This window comes from Nostoc sp. (genome assembly GCF_036917775.1).
GTDB lineage: Bacteria > Cyanobacteriota > Cyanobacteriia > Cyanobacteriales > Nostocaceae > Nostoc.
Window position 1 is genome coordinate 1 of record NZ_JBALEQ010000042.1, and the last position, 19,383, is coordinate 19,383.

The window sequence follows — 19,383 nt, forward strand, 5'->3', positions numbered from 1 at the left end:
ACCACACTGATCCCTTCCCGAACTCAGAGGTGAAACGCTGTTGCGGCAACGATAGTTTAGGGGTCGCCCTACGCAAAAATAGCTCGATGCCAGGAATTATATTTTAAAACTAAAACCCGTTAGCTTATGTAATAGCTATCGGGTTTTTAGTTTTTCTGATTAGGACTATCAAAAAATAAATCAATAACCGTGTCACTATAGAAAATAGAGCTGCAATATTGAGCAATAGGAAGACTAAAGAACACTGTGCAGATAACATTCTTAGGGACGAGTTCCGGTGTACCTACGCGATCGCGCAATGTTTCTAGTGTCGCCCTGAGATTACCCCAAAGGGCAGAACTGTGGTTATTCGACTGTGGTGAAGGCACCCAGCATCAAATTATGCGGAGTGAGCTGAAAATCAGTCAACTCTCCCGAATTTTTATCACCCACATGCACGGCGACCACATCTTTGGCTTGATGGGACTTCTTGCTACTTGCGGCTTGGCTGGCAATGTGGAAAGAATTGATATTTATGGACCCCCTGGATTAAATGATTATATTCAATCCGCCTCACGTTACTCCTACACACACTTTTCTTACCCGATTAAAGTTCACGCCATCCGTCCAGGGGTAATTTATGAAGACGATGACTTCACCGTTAGCTGCGGTAATTTGCATCACAGGATTACAGCTTTCGGCTACCGCGTAGCCGAAAAAGATCGGACAGGACGCTTTGATGTGGAAAAAGCCAAAGCGTTGGAAATTCCTTCTGGTCGTATTTACGGTCAACTCAAACGCGGTGAAACTGTTACCCTAGAGGACGGACGGGTGATTGATGGCACTCAATTATGCGGTCCTACAGAAATTGGCCGGAAAATTGCCTATTGCACAGACACAATTTATTGTGATGGTGCAGTGGAATTAGCTCATGATGCAGATGTATTAATTCACGAGGCAACCTTTGCCCATCAAGATGCAGATATGGCTTTTCAGCGCTTGCATTCCACAACCACAATGGCAGCGCAAACAGCTTTAGCTGCTGGGGCACATCGACTGATTATGAGTCATTTCAGCCCCCGTTATGCTCCTGGCAATACCTTGGAATTGAAGGATCTCCTCAAAGAAGCCCGTGCTATTTTTCCTCGCACCGACATGGCTTATGATTTCATGATTCATGAAGTACCCAGACGACGAGAAGTAGAGTTAACCAAGGTAGGCGTTTAATTTTAGATTTTAGATTTTCTATTGAACCCTTCTAATCTACAATCTAAAATTAACCAGGCTCTATCTTGGAGTTTAATATTCCAAATCATAACGCCCAGCAAATAAACAGCAGTTTTATTTTACAAGTAAGTCAACTAGTTAACCAACAATTTACGGTTAGCTAAGTGGAGAAAAAATCTCCAAAGAGTATAGGTCAAATATTTTTCTCAATGTTTTTTATACTACAAGTTATCAAAAGAACCTTAATTTCTATAGTAGTGTTCTACATTAAATGATTTTTTACTTCAATACTAAGACAAAATAATTAATTTTTGGCTAAGATTTTTATCCTTTCAATAAAATATTTATTGAAAATTTATTCTTCCAACACTGATTAAGAATTTATATGCATGAATTGATGAACATGAAAGCACCACTTCGCATAATATTGTGCCAAGTGAGCTTGTCATTGTTGGAAGAATAATTAAGTGTGCTATTACGGCTATAGGTGTAAAAAACATTTTAGATTTCTCATAAATCTTCCAAATAAATATATTGTTTCGATATTAGAGGAGTTTGATAGTGGCTAAGATTAGTCTGAATCAAGAGCAACAAATTACTACTACTTCAGCACAAAGCACAGTTGACATCAGACAACTATCTACTATTTTGCTTCGCCGACGCTTTTTGATCTTGGGGGTTTCCTGTGTAGTTATGTCTGCTGCTAGCTTCTTGGCTGTCATTACCAAACCTACTTACCAGAGCAGTATGCAGATATTGGTGAATTCCAATTTATCTCAAGGGGCACAGTCAAATAATATTCCAGTCGTGGCAGATACTCAGGTTACTAATTCTAATTATCAAGTTGTTGATTCCACTACTCAGATGAAACTCATGCTGAGTTCTAAGCTTCTCCAGAAAGCCTTAGATTTAGTTCATTCTGATTATCCTGATATTACCTTAGCGGATATCAATGGTCAAACAAAACAGAACAAAAAAGCACCTCTAGAAGTAACTCCAGAAGAGGGAGGTATAGGAGCTAATAAAGTTTTTAGTCAAGTATTTAAAGTTTCTTTCAATGATGAAGATCCAGTCAAAGCACAAAAATTACTGCAAGCTCTACAAAAAGTTTATCAAAATTACAATAAAGAACAACAAAAAGAACGCCTAAATCATGGGCTGGCTTTTGTAAATGCTCGCTTACCGGAGATAAAAAAAGAGGTAAGTAAAGCTGATAAAAATTTGGAACAATTTCGCAAAAAACATAAATTACTAGATCCCGAAGTCCAAAGTAAAATCTTGCTAGAATCTCTAGCCGATATTCAAAATCAGCTACAAACTACTCGTGCCAACCTTCAAGATGCAAACGCCCGCTACGATAACCTAGAGCAACAAATAGCGTCTTCATCCCAACAGAATGAACTAATTTCTTCTCGTTTAAATCAGTCAAGCCGCTATCAAACATTATTGAGTGAAATTCAAAAGACCGAACTAGCATTGGCTAAAGAGCGACTGCGCTATACAGATGATTATCCATCGGTACAAAAGCTAAAGCAACAACGCCAGAGCCAATTGTCGCTATTACGACAAGAGGTAAAATCTATTACTAATAGCAGTAAGGGAGAACCGCTTTCAAAAGGGCAAATAATAGGGGTTGATCCAACGCTAATAGATGAGTTTATTCTGGTGCAGACAACTGTTTTAGGACTAACTGCCAATGAAAAGAACCTAGCTGAGTCAGAACAGCGACTCCGTTCTGAACTAAACAAATACCCAAGCTTAATAGCAGAGTACAATCGTTTACTGCCAAAGGTAGAAACTAGTCATAAAACCCTTGAACAACTCCTTCAAGTACAACAGTCTTTAGGGCTAAAAATTGCTCAGGAAGGATATAATTGGCAAGTTTTAACAGAACCTTCTCTAGGGAATTATATGGGGAATAACAGATTATTCCTCTTGGTTGGAGGAACTCTGATTGGACCGATTTTAGGTATTTTAGTAGCCTTGATTTTAGAAAAGTTTAATGACGCTATTTATTGTGCGGGAGATTTAAAGAAACTGACGAATCTACGTATACTGGGATCAGTGCCAAAATTGCCGTCGCATAGTGCCAAAAAAGGGTGGCTGGGACTGTCTTGGAAGGGGCGGCGCAGATCAAATGACTCTGTAATAGAAGCTACTACTAGATTGCCCGTCCATGAAAACCTGGATATGATCTACCAAAATATTCAGATATTAAAATATCCCTTACCTTTCAAGTCGCTGATGTTTACTTCAGCACTACCAGGGGAAGGGAAGACAACCTTGGTATTAGGGCTTGTAGCTAGCGCTACCCGGATGCACCGACGGGTATTAGTTATTGATGCTAATTTGCACAATCCTAGCTTGCATAAAATCCTGGGACTATCTAATGATTGGGGACTATCTCTGTTATTAGTTGATGAGACAACTACTCATTTTCAAGATTATATCCAGCCTATTCATCCTTCAATTGATATTTTGACTGCTGGGCCGGAACCAGAAGATACGGTGAAGTTGCTCAGTTCTCAACGAATGAAAGAACTAATAGATTTATTTGAGCAAAGTTATGACTTAGTACTGATAGATGCTCCATCTATTTTAGGTACGGTTGATGCCAGGATTTTGGCATCTTTTTGCAATGCTATTGTGATGGTAGAGCGCATGGGCAAAGTAACCCGAACTGAACTGACTCAAGCTACAGAAATTTTGAGTCAGTTGAATTTAATTGGAATTATCGCTAATGAAGTGAGTAATTCTCAAAAGGTATTGGCATCGTAGACTGAAGAAGCATTAGGAATTGGAAATTGGGTATTGTAAATAGATAGAAAAGAGGAATTCTCTCACTGCCTTCTGGCTTCTTCACCTGATTTCTAGCTGATAGCTAAAGCAAACTGCATAATTAGTAGGAGGTGGCAACCTCCTCCGTTGGAGAAGTGTCTCATCTTAAAGTAGTAGACGTGATAATCCAGAGCGTCAATTAGATACTAGTGTGATTAGATGACCAGCATGAAATTCCAACTTTACTTAGGCTTTTTATTTTCCCAGATTAAAGTACGTCATTGGTGGGTGAGTGTCCTCTTATGGATTGCTTTGGTTGCCCCAGCCCAAGCCTCTGTAATTCTGCGTGTGGCAATTGAGAGGGGCGTTAATCAGGTAAAAGTGGGCAGTTCTACCACTGGGATCGTCAAGGATAGTACCGGACGAACTCTCGGACAGTTACCAGCGATGAGTGCATATTATGCCCAAGCCATTCCTGGCGGAGTTGCTTTAGATAAGTGGCAGTCTGGTTTATTTTGGATTGAGCCAACGGGTAAAGGATTTGTTTATATTGGCGATCGCTGGTATCGGGGCAGAACTCTGGTTGTCCCCACAGAAAAAGGCTTAACGGCTGTTAATTGGGTTGATGACCAAGAATATCTCTACAGCGTTCTTGGTGGCGAAATGGATGCTAGCTGGCCCCAAGAAGCTTTAAAAGCCCAAGCGATCGCAGCTCGCACCTACGCTCTCTACGAACGTGAAAAACAACGGAATAATCCAGTTTATGATTTAGGGAATACCCCAGATCGTTGGCAAATTTACAAAGGTGTCATCAGTGAAGCTCCCGCTACTTACGCCGCAGTGGATTCCACACTAGGGCAGGTATTAACTTACAAAAACCGGATTATTCTCTCAGTCTTCCACGCTTGTTCTGGGGGACACACCGAAAATGTAGAAGATGTTTGGGGAAATACCTTACCCTACCTGCGTGCTGTTCAAGATTACGATCAAAATATCCGCGAGTGTAATTGGGTGAAAAGCTTCTCGCCGAGTGAAATTAGCGCTAAATTTCCTGAAGTTGGCAGTGTGACGGCGATGATTCCAGAGACATACTCGCCTTTCCGCAGTGTTAAAGTCTTGAAAATTGTTGGTAATAAGGGTACGAAGGTGCTACAGGGCGAGGAAGTGCGAACAGCCCTCAAGCTCAAAAGTACCCGCTTTACCGTTACTAAGGGAGCCGATGGTAGTTTTGTACTCCAAGGGCTTGGCTACGGTCATGCTTTAGGTATGAGTCAGTGGGGGGCGTACAATCTGGCTCGGCAAGGAGTAAACCACCTGCAAATTTTGGGACATTATTATCAAGGTGTAGCCCTAACACCAATTCAGGCGAAGTAATCAGGGATTGGGCATTGGGCATTGGGAATTGGGAATTGTTATTTTCCTTGTCCCCCTTGTCTCCCACTGCTTCCCCTGCTTCCCCTGCTCCCCTGCTCCCCTGCTTCCTATTCCCCACTCCCACGTTCCAAGCGGCGTTGCCATTCAGCGTCAATTTGTGCAGAATGCTCAACTTCCTGGTCAAGTAAGTCAGTTTCGCTAGAATATACTAAATCTTCCTTGCTAATAACTTTTTCTTGGGCAAATTGTTGAGCATAGTCGATTTTTTGTTGCAAAGGTGCATCAGGACTTGCCAATAGTCTTGATCGGGAAAGGCGATCGCGATTGCGATCGCCTATTTTGCGATTACGCCACCGAATCCAAAAGTAACGTAATAACGGTATACCTAAGAAACCTACTCCATAAGCCAATAGCAGCCAATAAATTCCTTGCACAAAAGCTACCAGTCCACCTAATTGGGCAGCAACAGTACCATCTCTCAACAAACTTCCCAGTACTAAAGCACCAACTAAATTTAGTGCCCCCAACCCTGCACTCAACATAATTTGCCCTGAACTTGCGGCACTAAAACGCCAAGGCAATTCCTCCAAGTAAGATGAGATTGAATGACGGCGCTTTTTAACCGCGCTCACCTGTAACTCTGGGAAGTAATAAACAATTTGCCCTTCTGGACTTACCCCCGGTTGCCCATTAAATCGCGTCAGAACGGGCAGCATATAATCTTCGTACTCTCTTGTATATCCCTCGCCGATGTCATCCAAGTATGGGGCAATTTGTTCTGCTACCACTGCGCCACGATTGCTCCGAATCACCGTAGCAATTTCTTGCCAGCGACGTTCGTCTAAGTTGGCGTTAGGATTCCCATCACCAAACAGAAACGAGAAGACAGCTTCAAAGAAATTCAGATTGCTTTCTTCTCTGGTTTCACGTCGCCGTTCCTGGTAGTAGGTGTCATAATTTGGGCTAAGATACCAGAAGAAATTTGGAAAATAAAAGAAACCCCCACCACCGGAATTACTGCCCCGATTGTCGCCGTCGCGATCGGAATTGGCAGCAGTAATAATTAGGAAGATGGTAACAGTTATCAGAGCGATGGAAACAGTTAAGAAAATTCCAAAAGAAATCCGAATCAGGTAAAACAGTATACTCCAGACTTTTTTCCACCATTCCTGCAATCGTAGCCGGAAGTATTTATTACGCAAAATTGCTCGAAAGTTTTGTGGAAAAAGGAAAACTATATCACCTGATTCCGCTACCTGCAAATGTCCTCCAGCATCAGATGCCAGAGCTAACAAGCTTTGATTAGCTTCAGCGACGTTCAATCCTGCCTGGATTGCCACATCACCAACGGTGACACGGTAGCCCAGTTTTTCGACAGCTTGCATGATGGTGGGATTGGGAGCCATTGCTCTCCCCTCCTGTTGAAATTTATTCCCGTTTTATTAAGTATAAAGTTTTATTTTGAGCGACTTAACAGGGGTAACAATAAAGTATGAAATTACATCAATTTAGCAACCCGGTAGTGAAATACATAAACCAACAAATGACCTAACACACAACATGTTATAATTGTTTCCCTCAGCTTGGTTAATCAGCAAATTTTCTGCTCAAATATGGTTCAATATACTCTCGCTCAAAGTCCAGAAATTATCCTTACTGTTTCTGGAAAAGATTCAGCCAAAGCCCGTGATAAAGCAATGGATCAGCTGATGGAACTGATGGATGCAGGTAAGCTACCCACGGAACTGGAAGAAGGATTTGGCCCTCAACAATTAATTGAGGTTAAAGAGTCAACTATTGACACTGCTAGCGGTGAGGATACTATTACACAAGCTGTCCAGGTTTTAAGTAATCTGGCCACACTCAAGCTGAAAGTTCAGGAGTCACGAGCTGAAGCGTTAGAAATTCGCAAAGCGGTTGATGTTCTGTTCACTGACGATTCGGTGACTGAAGAGGAAATTACTCGACTCAAGGAAGGTTTTAAAGTCCTGAAAAATTTTGCCCAAGCTAATGTACGTTATCAAGAAGCACGATCTAAAGCAGAACAGGCTCGGCAAACTCTAGACCAAGCTCTTAAATCGCCTGATAAGTAAGCTCTACAGAATTAGATAAATTGAGTTGAATTTTTCGCCAATTGCATAAAAACTCTAAAAGACAGGCGTAACAACCTGTCTTTAGATATACTGGGGCGCTAGGATTCGAACCTAGGGATGGCGGGACCAAAACCCGCTGCCTTACCACTTGGCTACGCCCCAACGACTTTACTCTAGTTAATATAGCAGTTAATCCTGGGTTTGTGTCAAGTACTTTAATGGTTTATTTGAGATAATGGATTTTTACGGCAGGACATTGATTGGTCGGAATGCTTACACTTAGACTCTTTCATGGCTTTGGGGTGAACCCTTGAATCGATACTCGGCTGTAGCGTCGAACTCACTTTAAGGGTAAAGGAATTGCGATCGCGATTCTTTTGCATCTAAAATCTGCTTCACTTGATTATGAACGGCTTATCATCTGTTCCTGCTTACCAGTGAGACACCTAGCTTTGAATATAAAAACTAGGGGCATCTAGATTATTTCTTTCCATACTAATCACATCTTGCCCTGTTTCCTTTTCCTTAATCCCCAGTTTCGTGAAGAAAAACTGCTGCAATCCGACTTGATGATAGCAGTTGCTTGGTAGCCAGCCATATAAATAGTGGAATGGTCTTAGCATAGCGGCCGCAAAGTCGGCGTGGTTCTTGAATCCATCGATACAGCCATTCAAGTCCTAAGTCTCTAACTATGCGGGGTGCCCGCTTGTGAATTCCTGCATAAACTGGGAAAACTCCACCCAGTCCAATCATTACAGCTTGTATCTTACCTTTATGTTGAGCTATCCAATTTTCTTGCTTAGGACATCCCAAAGATACTAGGATGGCGCTAGCACCACTAGAATTAATCTTTCGAACCAAGGCTTCGTCTTCAGTTTCAGTTAGGGGACGAAAAGGTAGAGGTTCCATCGCCGCAATCTTCATTTGGGGAAATTCTTGCTCTAACCTTTTTCGCATCCTAGAAAGAATTTCTGTTTGGGAACCTAAAAAGAAAATACTGAGATTTTGTGTTTGACTTCGCTGACACAATGCTAAAAAAATATCCATCCCTGCCACACGGTCTTGGTAAACAGCCCCCATTTTTCGCATCATCCATACAAGAGGCATACCATCAGGAGTAACTATATCTGCATTTCGTAATACGGTGGCAAACTGTGGATGCCAATGAGCTTCAATGAGCATGTGTACATTAGCTACGTATACAGTTTTACTCTCACGCCTACTCGCCCACTTCAGTATTGTTTGTATCTGCTCGTCAAAACGTAAAGCAGTAATAGGGAAATCAAGCACTTTTTTAGTAGGTAGAGGCACTCTTGCCACGATCAATAACTCCTGTGTCCAAGAAAAAAATCCATAGATTGCTTAGACCATTCCGAATATTGAATAATTCGGATTGGATGACTCCTGACTTTTTATAGGCTTGTGTCATCGTTGGAAGTTAACACATGGAGGTGCAATTGCTTTTTTAGTATTGCTTTTAGGTTAATCGGTAATATTCATAAGTATTCGGTTGCTGTGTCCTAGCTTACTGTTTTAAGCTAAAGGTTTTAGATGCTGTTTGACAAAATTCATACTTTCTTCATAATTAATTTTTGATTGGTTCATGCAAGCATTACAATTACGATAAATTCCTAGTAGAAACTTTATTAACAGGTAGTATTTTTTACTGAATTAGTTTACATAGAAAAATGAAATACCAGACACTCAGTCTGCCGATTTTGATACGTAATTATGTGCTTAAAAGATAAAAGCCCAAAAAATAAGGGGAAGATAAACTTATCTTCCCCTGTTCGATTATTTTTGTTATTATCTGGCTTGTTAGCTTCTTTGAGTTTTTGACGTAACATTTGGCGTTGCTTTTTGAGTTGCCGCTTCCTCGCAGAGCCGCCTCTACCTTTGTCATTCCTACCTTCTTTACGGGGAGATTCCCATCTTTTCAAGCGCATGAACTTTTAACCTCTCTATTCTATTTAGTAGTGGGCAGGAGGAGAATCGAACTCCTATGACCGCAAGGTCGCCACATTTTGAGTGTGGTGCGTCTACCAATTTCGCCACCCGCCCTTATATCCAACTTAACTATTGTACTATAGATGAGCGATTTTTTAACAAGTTTGAAAATTAATTATCAAAGTTTTTTTGGAATCAATCATGTCTAAACTATTATCTAAGGCTTAAAAGCGTGGCAACGTCAATAAACTAGGGTTAATATCCTGTAGGTTTGCACAACCGCTAAGTGCCATCGCCACATTTAGCTCATCTTGTAGCAGTGAGATGACGTGAGATACACCAACTTGTCCTGCTACTGCTAGTCCCCACAAAATGGGTCGTCCAATCAGTACTGCTTTTGCTCCTAATGCCAGAGCTTTGAGAATGTCTGTGCCCCTGCGAATGCCTCCATCCAGTAGCACCTCTACTTTACCATCTACTGCTGCTACGATTTCAACTAGGGCTTCTATTGAAGCGATCGCTCCATCGAGTTGTCTGCCACCATGATTGGAAACAACAATTGCTTTGGCCCCATATTCCACAGCCCGTACAGCATCATCTCCCCGTAAAACTCCTTTGATAACTAAAGGTAGTGGAGATAAAGATTGCAACCATTCCAAATCATCCCAAGTTACTGCTGGGTTTAGTTGTTGAGCAAAATAGGTAAATAACCCGGATTCGCCTTTTTCATGGGAAATATCTAGCCCTGAGATGGTGACGAGATTAGCCAGATGTAAGTCTGGGGGTAAGGCGAACTCGTTACGTTTATCTCTTTCACGCTGTCCAAGAACTGGTGCATCTACAGTTAGACAAAGTGCTTTATAGCCTGCTTTATAAGCTTTTTCTACCAAAGCACGAGTTAATCCCTTGTCTTTATGGATGTAAAGCTGGAACCATCGCAGAGAATCGGGAAATTTCTCACACGCAGTCGCTACTTCTTCAATGCTCTTTGTGGCCATTGTACTTAATACCATTCCCACACCAGCTGATGCGGCAGCTAGGGCTGTGGCCACTTCTCCGTCTGGATGGGCTAGACATTGAAAAGCCATTGGCGCAATTAACAAAGGTAGTTGCAGGGGTTGTCCTAAAATGGAGGTAGTTAAATTGCGATCGCTAACATCGACTAATACCCGAGGTCTTAACTTGACTCGCTCAAAGGCAGCACAATTATCTCGTAATGTGATTTCATCCCAAGCACCACTGCTATAGTAATCAAGGGTCATTTGAGACAGATGCTCTTTTGCTAGCTTTTCGTACTCAAAGAGATTTATGGGTTGAAAGCGATGGTCGTTGGATACAACTGTCATGGTAGCGGCTGTGGGTTAACCAATAGGATATTTTTTAATCCGATTGTCCGAGTAAACGATTTTTTTTTTAGTAACTGAATTCTTTTAAAGAAACCTATCTAATAATTCTTCTCTAGATAGTTGCAGTAATAAAGGAGTAAATTCCTCTGGAGATAATGCCAATAAAGCTTCAGCAAGTCCTCTTAGTTCTGCATCTAAAGAACCAAAGCGAACTCGCAACAAATTTTCTATAACATTACGACGTTCTGCTTGAATTCCTTCTTGAATTCCTTCTTGGATTCCTTCTTCTTTAACTTCTGCTAATTTTTGCTCGTAAATAGGTGATAAACGCATAATTAAATCTCTATCCTCTTCGTCTATATTTTGATTGAATTCTAAGGTAGTCTTTAAATTTAATAATAAATCAATTGCTTTGGAACGTAAGGGATTATTTTGGGGAAGTGCTTCTAGTTCGTCTATTGCTTGTTGCTGGACTCTTCCCTTACCTAAAATTCTCAACCATAGTGTTTCTTCTGTACACGGTAATTGGTGAACTACCACAATTGCTGTTCTAAAATAATCGCCTAAAAAATGTACTCCTATTCCCCAATTTACTTGATCTAGGTTAGTTCTAAAACCATCTAGTACAGATTCAGAAGCTGTAGGTGACAAAATCCACAAACGTGGTAGCTCTGATTCTGCAAGACGATTTTTATCACCTTTAGCCTGACGTTTTACTTCAGCAAAGATATCAAATAGCTTATTTATACAACTGCGGATTTCTGCAATTGTCGCCGCATTTCTAAATGGTTCAACTAATGCAGGTTCAGCCGCAAATTTCCCTAACAGCCCTAATTCTATGGGATTTTTTGTGGATTGGGGTGGAGGTACGAAATAAACATCAATCTCTCGGATTTGGGCTGGAACTTTCCGACTGGTTTCCACTTCTCCCAATGGCTGTAACAATTCTTTAAGATAGTCTTTGGCGAATTGGTCGTAAGGAAACCTGGTCATTAGCTGATTTTTGGGCTGTACCAGTATCTTACATCACAGTGCGATCGCATCACTAGTAACTCTACCAGTTTCGCCAGCCGCCTTGGGGTGCAACTTCATTACTTGTAGACTTCAATCCATGACTTTGAATTAAAGATTGGTATTCTGTGCTGCTTGCCCAACGGTCAATTTCTCGCGCCCGTAGCACTGGCACTGGATGGGTTAATTGGGCTGTGCGGGCGGTTTTAACCATTTCGCCTAATTCGGTCTTGCTAATGTCATCATAAGCGCGGGCTTGGGCAACAAAGGCATCGAGATTCAGTTGTGGCGCTAAAGTTGGGGAACCACCCGCCAGCTTCATCAATACTGACATGACAACTTTAGGATCTTGGGTTGCTAGTAATGCGGCGCGATCGCAGGTAAACTCAGCACAGCGTACCCATTCTAAAAGTTGTGCCTGTATCGCTTGAGCAACGAAGGTTCCGACATTGGGCACAATCGCCGCAGCTAATATTAGTAAATTTACTGGGGTCAAGTAAACGCTATGGTCACACTTGAGATGTCCCAACTCGTGGGCAATTACTGCCTGGATTTCGTCTGGGGTGAGGATATCAATTAGGGATGTGTGTATCACCACAAAGGGCTGTTTACCGCGCACAGCAAAAGTATAGGCGTTGGGAGCCGGATGTTGCCGGACGTACAACTGAGGAGGCTCGATATCCAAAATTTCACAAGCGTCTAACAACAGCTTGTATAAATCGGGCAGTTGATTTTCACCCACCAGAATGCTGGAGGCAATATTTTCCACATAAAAAACCTGCTCTGCCATTGGCCCAAGCCAATTTCGCACCAACATATCTATGCCTGGTATTTGCTTGAGCGTTTTAGTAGCTTCCAGGTCTAATGGATGACGAAATGAGTCAGCTTTTAAACCAATCAGAGGGGTTTTGAAGAAAGACATAGTGCAGCAAGCTATAAAAAACACAACTATGGAATCTGGCTAGTTAAATAAACAGCCACCCACAGTTAGTATAACGATTTCAGCAGGGTGGGCAGGGGGAAGAAAATTTTACCTTGTCTCCCTCATTCTCCTTGTTCTCGCCTCCGTGTCAAAGAGGATGGAGAAGAGGAATTGGGAATAAGGGGAAAGACTTGTTGCAGGTTATCACTAAAGTAACCTTGTTACCTTGTGTCTCCCTGCTTCTTCATTCCCCCCGCTCCCTGCTCCCTTGCCTCTTGTTCAACCTATCAATTTCAACTTGAAAGGCTATTGATGCTGGCAGCAATTTCGGCATCTGCTGATGTTTCGCCCACACGCAGGATTTTAGCTCCTAATTGCTGTAACTTCATATCGAGCCGATCATAGCCGCGATCGAGGTGCTGTAATCCTTGAATGGTAGTTTTTCCTTCTGCTGCCAGTCCTGCTATGACGAGCGCTGCCGATGCTCGTAAGTCTGTGCCTAATACTGGTGCGCCAGACAATTTCGGCACTCCCCGAACGAAAGCAGCGTTGCCTTTAACACGAATGTCTGCCCCCAAGCGATTCAACTCTGAGGCATGACGCAAGCGATTTTCAAAGACGGATTCGTTAATCACGCTGTCGCCTTCGGCCAATGTCAGCAAAGACATGAACGGCGCTTGCATATCTGTAGGGAAACCTGGATGGTATTGAGTTTCAATATCCGTTGCCTTGAGAGTTTCCGCCGGCAGAATGCGTAAGTGTTCAGGCTTGTCCTCAATTATCGTCACCCCAATATCCCGTAGCTTCGCAATCACTGGTATCAGATGTTCTGGAGCCACTGGCGAAAGAAGAAGTTCGGAACGGGTAATTGCTGCTGCCAGCAAAAACGTTCCGGCCTCAATGCGATCGGGAATGATACTGTAGTCAACAGAATGCAGCTTGGGGACTCCTTCAACAATAATCCTGCTAGTACCCGCCCCTTTAATCTTTGCTCCCATCGCGTTACAGAAGTTAGCTAAATCAACTACTTCCGGTTCTCTGGCAGCATTTTCGATGATCGTTTCGCCCTCTGCCAGGGTAGCTGCCATCATCAAGTTTTCCGTAGCTCCGACACTGGCGATATCTAAGTAAATCTTCGCACCTTTTAATCTCCGACTGCTTCCAGGGACGTAGGCATTGCAAATGCCATGCTCAATCTGCACCTCAGCCCCCATTGCTTGCAGTCCTCGCACATGCAAGTCAACTGGTCTTGCCCCAATCGCACAACCGCCTGGTAAGGGCATCTGTGCTACTCCCAATCTTGCAAGAATGGCACCAATGGCGAAGAAACTCGCCCTCAGTTGGGTAACTAGTTCGTAGGGAGCTTTTGATGTTTTAATTTCACTGGCGTTGATGTCTAAAATATCGCCTTGCCGCGTTAAGCTTACACCCAAAGCTGATAACACCTGACCCATCCGGTCTACGTCCGCTAATAAGGGGACGTTGCGGATACGACAATCGCCCGGACACAGCAAGGCTCCAGCCATGATTACCAGTGCTGCATTTTTTGCCCCGCTAATTTTCACATGACCTCGCAAAGGATGCCCACCCCAAATTTGCAAGACTGAGGAGTCTGCTTCTGGAGCAATTTTGGCATCTGGTAAGCTGGTAGAAGGATTGATAAGCCTACCTCCAAAAGTAATACGTATTTTATATGTTTGAAGTTGGTTTTGATTCTACAGTAAAGATTCAAATTGTCCACATTTTAGAACAGCATATTGCATAAAAAAATTGTTTTTTGGTGAAAAATAATCGCTCAAAGCAAGCAATAGCAATTATTTTGAGCTTTTAAAAAATTTAATAAAAAAGAATGAATAAGTAGTAGTTTTAAGCAAAAATAAATACTCAGTAAAATGACTTAAGTATTCTCTAAAAATCAATGCTCTACTGTTCAGTTAATATTTTGATTCGACCTAATCCCCTGAAAAATTCGTTTCCAGTCTGAGTCTCTTAAAGGAGAGAGTTAGATTTTCGCTTGACAAAGGTAAAACATAACGCAATAATAGGAAATTGTCGATAAAGATAAGTGCCAGCGGAACTGGCGGAATTGGCAGACGCGCTAGATTCAGGTTCTAGTGCCGCAAGGCTTCCGGGTTCAAGTCCCGGGTTCCGCATAACCAGTACTGAGTGCCGAGTAGTGAGTCCTGAGAAAGAAAAACTCAGCACTCACTACTCAGCACTCACAACTAAAAAATGTTGACCAGTTTACAAAACTCACTAGTTAAACAAATTCGCAAACTCCACTCCACCAAAGAGCGCCACAAGCAGCAGTTATTTTTACTGGAAGGGACGCACCTGTTGGAAGAAGCTTGTGCGGTAGATTACCCACTAGAAACGGTGTGTTGTACTCCAGATTGGCAAGTAGCGCACTCGTCACTCTGGGAAGAGGCTTGTAGTAAAAGCGATCGCGCCGAGATTGTCAGCGAGGAAGTCTTAAATGCGATCGCTACTACAGTCCAACCTGATGGTGTGGTAGCAACGGCAAAACGAAGGGATAGCCATCAACTACCATTCACTGGTTTAGTTCTAGCTTTAGAAACCGTGCAAGATCCGGGAAACCTGGGTACGATGATTCGCACTGCCGCGGCGGTGGGAGCATCAGGTTTGTGGGTAAGTGGAGATAGTGTCGATTTAGACAGCCCAAAAGTTCTCCGAGCATCAGCAGGGCAATGGTTTCGCCTTGCAACGTCCGTAACCGAAGATTTAAAAGCAACAGTTCAACAAAGCCAGCAAGCAGGAATGCAGGTAGTGGCAACCTTACCCAGCGCGACTTTAACTTATTGGGATGTAGACTGGCGCAAACCCAGTTTGATTTTACTGGGAAATGAGGGGGCTGGATTGTCGGCAGATTTAGCAGCGATCGCAGATCAACAAGTCAGAATTCCTTTGAGTCCTGGGGTAGAATCTTTGAATGTAGCGATCGCAGCCGCTTTAATGTTGTATGAAGCTCGGCGGCAAATGAGTTAGAGACGCGATTAATCGCGTCTTTACAGGAATTAAAACTCATAACTTTTCTTGGGTTTTTGTCTTTTCTTCAAGATATTGTTCAATATCAGCAACTGCGTCCTCAAGAGCCGCTAAATCAATAGCGATCAAATCTTGATCGACTTCGACTTCACTGAGATTAGTAGTATGCAGTTGGGGGAGTTGGGGAATTTCTTCTTCCTCAGTTGAAATTTCTTGTAAAATATCCTCCAACTGATCGAGGGATTGCTGAAACACTTGATCGGCGACGCGGCGCTGTTGTGGCTGAATTGGCTCCATAATATTTAATTGAAAATCCTATTTACTGACCTAATTTTAATTGCAGCTTCTACAGATTTAAATTTTGCACTTTTTGCATTTATAACATCATAGTTGTGTATTCTTGATCGTCAGCATTACCTGGAAAAAAATAAATCATTTATTTTTCATGAGAATAATTAAGATTCATTAAATGGCAAATAACAAACCATTTTTAGGTTGTAACACCTGGGTTTTGGATTTGCAAAAATTTGTCTAACATGATACTGGGAATTGGTCGTGGGCGCATTGTCTGTGCATCCACCCAAACCCATAGTGCCTCTGCCGTTACTAACAAATCATCTTGGTTTTGTTTACGAATCTCATAGCATCGGAAAGCACGAGTTCCGCGCATTTCCTTCAACCAGGTAGTGACCTCTAGGGTATCGCCTGCTACTGCCGGGCGTAAATACTCAATTTCTACCCGCCGCATGACAAATACGCCACCTACTTCCCGATAGACATCCAAAGTTAAGCCCAAGTATTCTGAATGCTCAATGGCTGCTTGTTCTAAATAATTTTGGTAGACGGCGTTATTTACGTGTCCAAGTGCATCCATCTCATAGTGGCGGACGCGTAGCAGAGTTTTGAACGGTAGCATAGTTTAGTTGGTAGTACGGCACTGTTTTTTTACACTTTCTCTATATTAGTTTTTTCAATTCAGTGCCTTTACTATCTCTAAAGCAATTCAAACCTTGCTTGAAAGAAGCGGAGATACTTCGGCTCGTAAATCATTTTGAGTCCGCGTAGGCGATCGCGATTATAAAAAACTTCTTCAACTGCCTCAGCAGTCAAATCCATGTGAGCCTGGGTATAAACACGGCGGGGAATAGTTAAACGGACTAGTTCTAACTCTGGATAATAATTATCGCCTGTTTCTTTATTGCGCCCTGCGGAAACGATGCCCCGTTCCATTGCCCGAATACCTGCCTCTAGATATAGTTCTGCTGCTAGACGTTGTGCCGGAAATTGGTCTTGGGGGATTTGTGGTAAAAAGCGTTTGGCATCTAAATAAATGGCATGACCACCAATCGGTACAACAATTGGAATACCCCAATCTAAAAGCTTTTGTCCGAGGTATTCAACCTGACCGACACGGGCACGAATATGATCGTCTTGAACTGACTCTTCTATACCCCGTGCCATAGCTTCCATATCCCGGCCAGCCATACCACCGTAAGTATGTAAGCCTTCATAAATTACAATTAGGTTACGTGCTTCTTCGTAAAGATTATAGTCATTAAGAGCCAGCCAACCGCCGATGTTAACTAGTGCATCCTTTTTACCGCTCATGGTGCAACCGTCGGTATAGGAGCAAAATTCACGTAAGATGGTAGCGATCGCCTGATTGGAATAACCCTCTTCCCTCTGCTGGATAAAGTAAGCGTTTTCCACAGCGCGGGTGGCATCAAGAATAATGCGGATACCGTGGGTTTGAGCTAACTGATGTACCGCTCGCAGGTTAGCCATAGAAATCGGCTGTCCGCCAGCCATATTAACAGTTCCGGCAACGCTAATATAGGGAATACGTTCTGCTCCAACTCGCTCTATTAGGTCTGTAAGCTTTTGTAAGTCTACATTACCCTTGAATGGATGCAGTGATTGGGCATCATGGGCTTCATCAATAATCACATCGACAAAAGTGCCGCCAGCTAACTCCTGATGCAACCTGGTTGTGGTGAAATACATATTGCCAGGTATGTAGTCACCTGATTTGATCAGTATTTGAGAAAGAATATTTTCTGCACCACGCCCTTGGTGAGTGGGTACAATATGGCGATAGCCGTAATACTTTTGGATACTTGCTTCTAAATTGTAAAAATTTTTGCTGCCGGCGTAAGCTTCATCACCGAGCATCATCCCTGCCCACTGATAATCACTCATGGCTGAAGTGCCGCTATCAGTGAGCAAGTCAATGTAAACATCTTCAGAACGCAGTAGAAAGGTATTGTAACCGGCTTGTGCGATCGCCTGTTCGCGTTCAGCGCGAGTAGTGATTTTTAATGGCTCAACTACCTTGATTTTATATGGCTCTGCCCAAGAGCGACGGCGGCGCGGGGAAGTTTGCTTGGCATCGGTCATAGATTCATTCCTCCTTCATCCAGGTAAGCCGAATATTTGCATACTATTTTGGGTGCTAATACTTGCTGTTGCCAAGACCGTCATAAGTACTTTTAGCGTTCTTTCGGGGCACACCACTGAGCTATTGGTTCAATTCGTGCTTGCTGGATCAATTCCAAAACTTGTGATTTATTACAACTATATGTAGATGTTAATAATTCCTCACCTTGTTTTTTGGCATCATCGGCTGATACACCAAAGGTCATAATTTCTTCGTCTTGGTTCGCTGTAATTCTCTCAACTGGAATAATACAGATATATTGCGGTTCATTATGTCTTATTTGTTGCACCATTATTTACCTACCATTTCATTATTAATTGTGTCTATTTTCAAGTCTAGATAAATCACGAGTGAAAGTGAAACATAATCAGTATTTAAGTAGATTTTGATTAAAAAACACTAGTTTTTACACATGATTAAGGCAACGTTAAGAATTCTCTCAAAATTGCCAAATTTCTAAGTGTAAACAGTTACGTATGGGAAAATAAAGTTAAGCATCAACAAATATCTTTTTGTAAATTTTTGTTTATTAGATCGGTAATGCGTTAAGACACACGCTTTATCGTAAATATCCCTGAAGGGATGAATTTAAATCTCTGTTGATTAGTCTTTGTGAATCAGCAAATCAAGGCTGATACTCGCAAAGATGAGCTTTTCTTTGCTCAATCCAGGCTTCATAACTTGAGTAAGTGCAAGTTTAATAAAAATTGGAGGTTATAAAATGGCAATTCGAAATAACTTAGTTAACAATTTTTGGCAAAGAGTACAAAAAGATTCAGTTAGTTGGGGTTCGTTAGCTCTTTGGATCAGTGGATTAGTTGTTCTATTAGTAATGCTTACCATGTTTTCTAACGCTTAGGTTATTCTAGTTCCTGGGCGACAGCCCAGGAACTAACATCTGGGAGACTTTCATCCCTAGAAAACTAAAGTTATGAACTACAAACTTTTGGTAACAGTCGTAGTGCTAGCTACTAGCTTTGTTACTCCTGTTAAATCTCAAGAACCTACTACCGACACACCAGCAAAATCGAATCAAGTTTTGAATGCTTGTATCCAAAATCAAGCAGAAACTTTACCGAATCCCTTTAGTGATGTGCCAAAAGACCATTGGGCTTTTAAAGCAGTTATGACCATGCACTACTGCGGTGCATTCCGTAAAGCTACGCCACCAGCTTTATTTCAGAAATTGCAACCAACAAATAGTCAGCAGCAACCGCAGAAAGAATCGCAGTTTGAAAAATAAAATAGGAGTCTTATAACTAT

The 19,383-nt window shown here is 42.2% G+C and carries 17 protein-coding genes, 3 tRNA genes and 1 rRNA gene; 8 read left to right on the top strand and 13 right to left on the bottom strand.

The window, feature by feature from the left end; all coding sequences use genetic code 11:
• The 4 genes from rrf to V7K69_RS06800 all read left to right on the top strand — a co-directional run.
• Window positions 1-95 (top strand): 5S ribosomal RNA (gene rrf, locus V7K69_RS32905); the annotation flags it as partial.
• Window positions 96-246: 151 nt separating this feature from the next.
• Window positions 247-1,206 (top strand): ribonuclease Z, encoded by a 960-nt coding sequence (locus tag V7K69_RS06790; RefSeq protein ID WP_335032574.1) that lies wholly within the window; start codon window positions 247-249, stop codon window positions 1,204-1,206.
• Window positions 1,207-1,767: 561 nt separating this feature from the next.
• Window positions 1,768-3,984, top strand: coding sequence for a GumC family protein (locus V7K69_RS06795; protein WP_335032576.1), 2,217 nt, complete (start codon window positions 1,768-1,770; stop codon window positions 3,982-3,984).
• Between the two features lie 228 nt (window positions 3,985-4,212).
• A complete protein-coding gene (locus tag V7K69_RS06800) occupies window positions 4,213-5,358 on the top strand; it encodes a SpoIID/LytB domain-containing protein (protein ID WP_335032578.1) in 1,146 nt (381 codons plus the stop codon).
• A gap of 107 nt (window positions 5,359-5,465) precedes the next feature.
• Here V7K69_RS06800 and V7K69_RS06805 read toward each other — a convergent pair whose 3' ends face one another.
• The gene (locus V7K69_RS06805; protein WP_335032580.1) at window positions 5,466-6,764 is read right to left on the bottom strand and encodes a hypothetical protein; all 1,299 of its coding nucleotides are present in this window, start codon (window positions 6,762-6,764) and stop codon (window positions 5,466-5,468) included.
• Between the two features lie 207 nt (window positions 6,765-6,971).
• Between V7K69_RS06805 and V7K69_RS06810 the strand changes: the two genes are divergently transcribed.
• Window positions 6,972-7,451, top strand: a complete 480-nt coding sequence (locus V7K69_RS06810; RefSeq protein ID WP_012411525.1) for a hypothetical protein — start codon at window positions 6,972-6,974, stop codon at window positions 7,449-7,451.
• Between the two features lie 90 nt (window positions 7,452-7,541).
• Here V7K69_RS06810 and V7K69_RS06815 read toward each other — a convergent pair.
• From V7K69_RS06815 to murA, 8 genes are all read right to left on the bottom strand, one after another.
• Window positions 7,542-7,613: transfer RNA gene (locus tag V7K69_RS06815), tRNA-Gln, on the bottom strand.
• Window positions 7,614-7,976: 363 nt separating this feature from the next.
• Entirely contained in the window at window positions 7,977-8,774 is a 798-nt protein-coding gene (locus V7K69_RS06820; protein ID WP_335032658.1) for a WecB/TagA/CpsF family glycosyltransferase, read from the bottom strand.
• A gap of 353 nt (window positions 8,775-9,127) precedes the next feature.
• Window positions 9,128-9,397, bottom strand: coding sequence for a hypothetical protein (locus tag V7K69_RS06825; protein ID WP_335032582.1), 270 nt, complete (start codon window positions 9,395-9,397; stop codon window positions 9,128-9,130).
• Window positions 9,398-9,428: 31 nt separating this feature from the next.
• Window positions 9,429-9,512: transfer RNA gene (locus tag V7K69_RS06830), tRNA-Leu, on the bottom strand.
• 110 nt (window positions 9,513-9,622) lie between these two features.
• Window positions 9,623-10,744, bottom strand: coding sequence for an alpha-hydroxy acid oxidase (locus V7K69_RS06835; RefSeq protein ID WP_335032584.1), 1,122 nt, complete (start codon window positions 10,742-10,744; stop codon window positions 9,623-9,625).
• A gap of 84 nt (window positions 10,745-10,828) precedes the next feature.
• Window positions 10,829-11,737 (bottom strand): hypothetical protein, encoded by a 909-nt coding sequence (locus V7K69_RS06840; protein WP_335032586.1) that lies wholly within the window; start codon window positions 11,735-11,737, stop codon window positions 10,829-10,831.
• Window positions 11,738-11,798: 61 nt separating this feature from the next.
• Entirely contained in the window at window positions 11,799-12,677 is an 879-nt protein-coding gene (locus tag V7K69_RS06845) for a M48 family metallopeptidase (RefSeq protein ID WP_335032588.1), read from the bottom strand.
• Between the two features lie 293 nt (window positions 12,678-12,970).
• Window positions 12,971-14,338 (bottom strand): UDP-N-acetylglucosamine 1-carboxyvinyltransferase, encoded by a 1,368-nt coding sequence (murA, locus tag V7K69_RS06850; RefSeq protein WP_335032660.1) that lies wholly within the window; start codon window positions 14,336-14,338, stop codon window positions 12,971-12,973.
• Between the two features lie 410 nt (window positions 14,339-14,748).
• On the opposite strand from murA, the gene V7K69_RS06855 reads away from it, so the two are divergent.
• Window positions 14,749-14,830 (top strand) — tRNA-Leu (locus V7K69_RS06855).
• Window positions 14,831-14,909: 79 nt separating this feature from the next.
• Complete coding sequence (locus tag V7K69_RS06860; RefSeq protein WP_335032590.1) at window positions 14,910-15,683, top strand: TrmH family RNA methyltransferase; 774 nt, start codon at window positions 14,910-14,912, stop codon at window positions 15,681-15,683.
• Window positions 15,684-15,719: 36 nt separating this feature from the next.
• Here the strand turns inward: V7K69_RS06860 and V7K69_RS06865 are convergent, their stop codons facing one another.
• The 4 genes from V7K69_RS06865 to V7K69_RS06880 form a co-directional block, all read right to left on the bottom strand.
• Window positions 15,720-15,980: a hypothetical protein gene (locus V7K69_RS06865; RefSeq protein WP_163926744.1), complete on the bottom strand. Its 261-nt coding sequence runs from the start codon at window positions 15,978-15,980 to the stop codon at window positions 15,720-15,722.
• Between the two features lie 193 nt (window positions 15,981-16,173).
• Window positions 16,174-16,599 carry an acyl-CoA thioesterase gene (locus V7K69_RS06870; RefSeq protein ID WP_323231498.1) on the bottom strand — a complete coding sequence of 142 codons (426 nt, stop codon included), beginning with the start codon at window positions 16,597-16,599 and terminating at the stop codon, window positions 16,174-16,176.
• A 77-nt stretch (window positions 16,600-16,676) separates the two neighbouring features.
• Complete coding sequence (locus tag V7K69_RS06875; protein ID WP_335032594.1) at window positions 16,677-18,080, bottom strand: tyrosine phenol-lyase; 1,404 nt, start codon at window positions 18,078-18,080, stop codon at window positions 16,677-16,679.
• A 92-nt stretch (window positions 18,081-18,172) separates the two neighbouring features.
• On the bottom strand, window positions 18,173-18,412 hold the full coding sequence (locus V7K69_RS06880) for a hypothetical protein (RefSeq protein ID WP_335032596.1): 240 nt from the start codon (window positions 18,410-18,412) through the stop codon (window positions 18,173-18,175).
• A 639-nt stretch (window positions 18,413-19,051) separates the two neighbouring features.
• Here V7K69_RS06880 and V7K69_RS06885 point away from each other — a divergent pair.
• Complete coding sequence (locus V7K69_RS06885) at window positions 19,052-19,363, top strand: S-layer protein (RefSeq protein ID WP_335032598.1); 312 nt, start codon at window positions 19,052-19,054, stop codon at window positions 19,361-19,363.
• The last annotated feature ends 20 nt before the right edge of the window (window positions 19,364-19,383 follow it).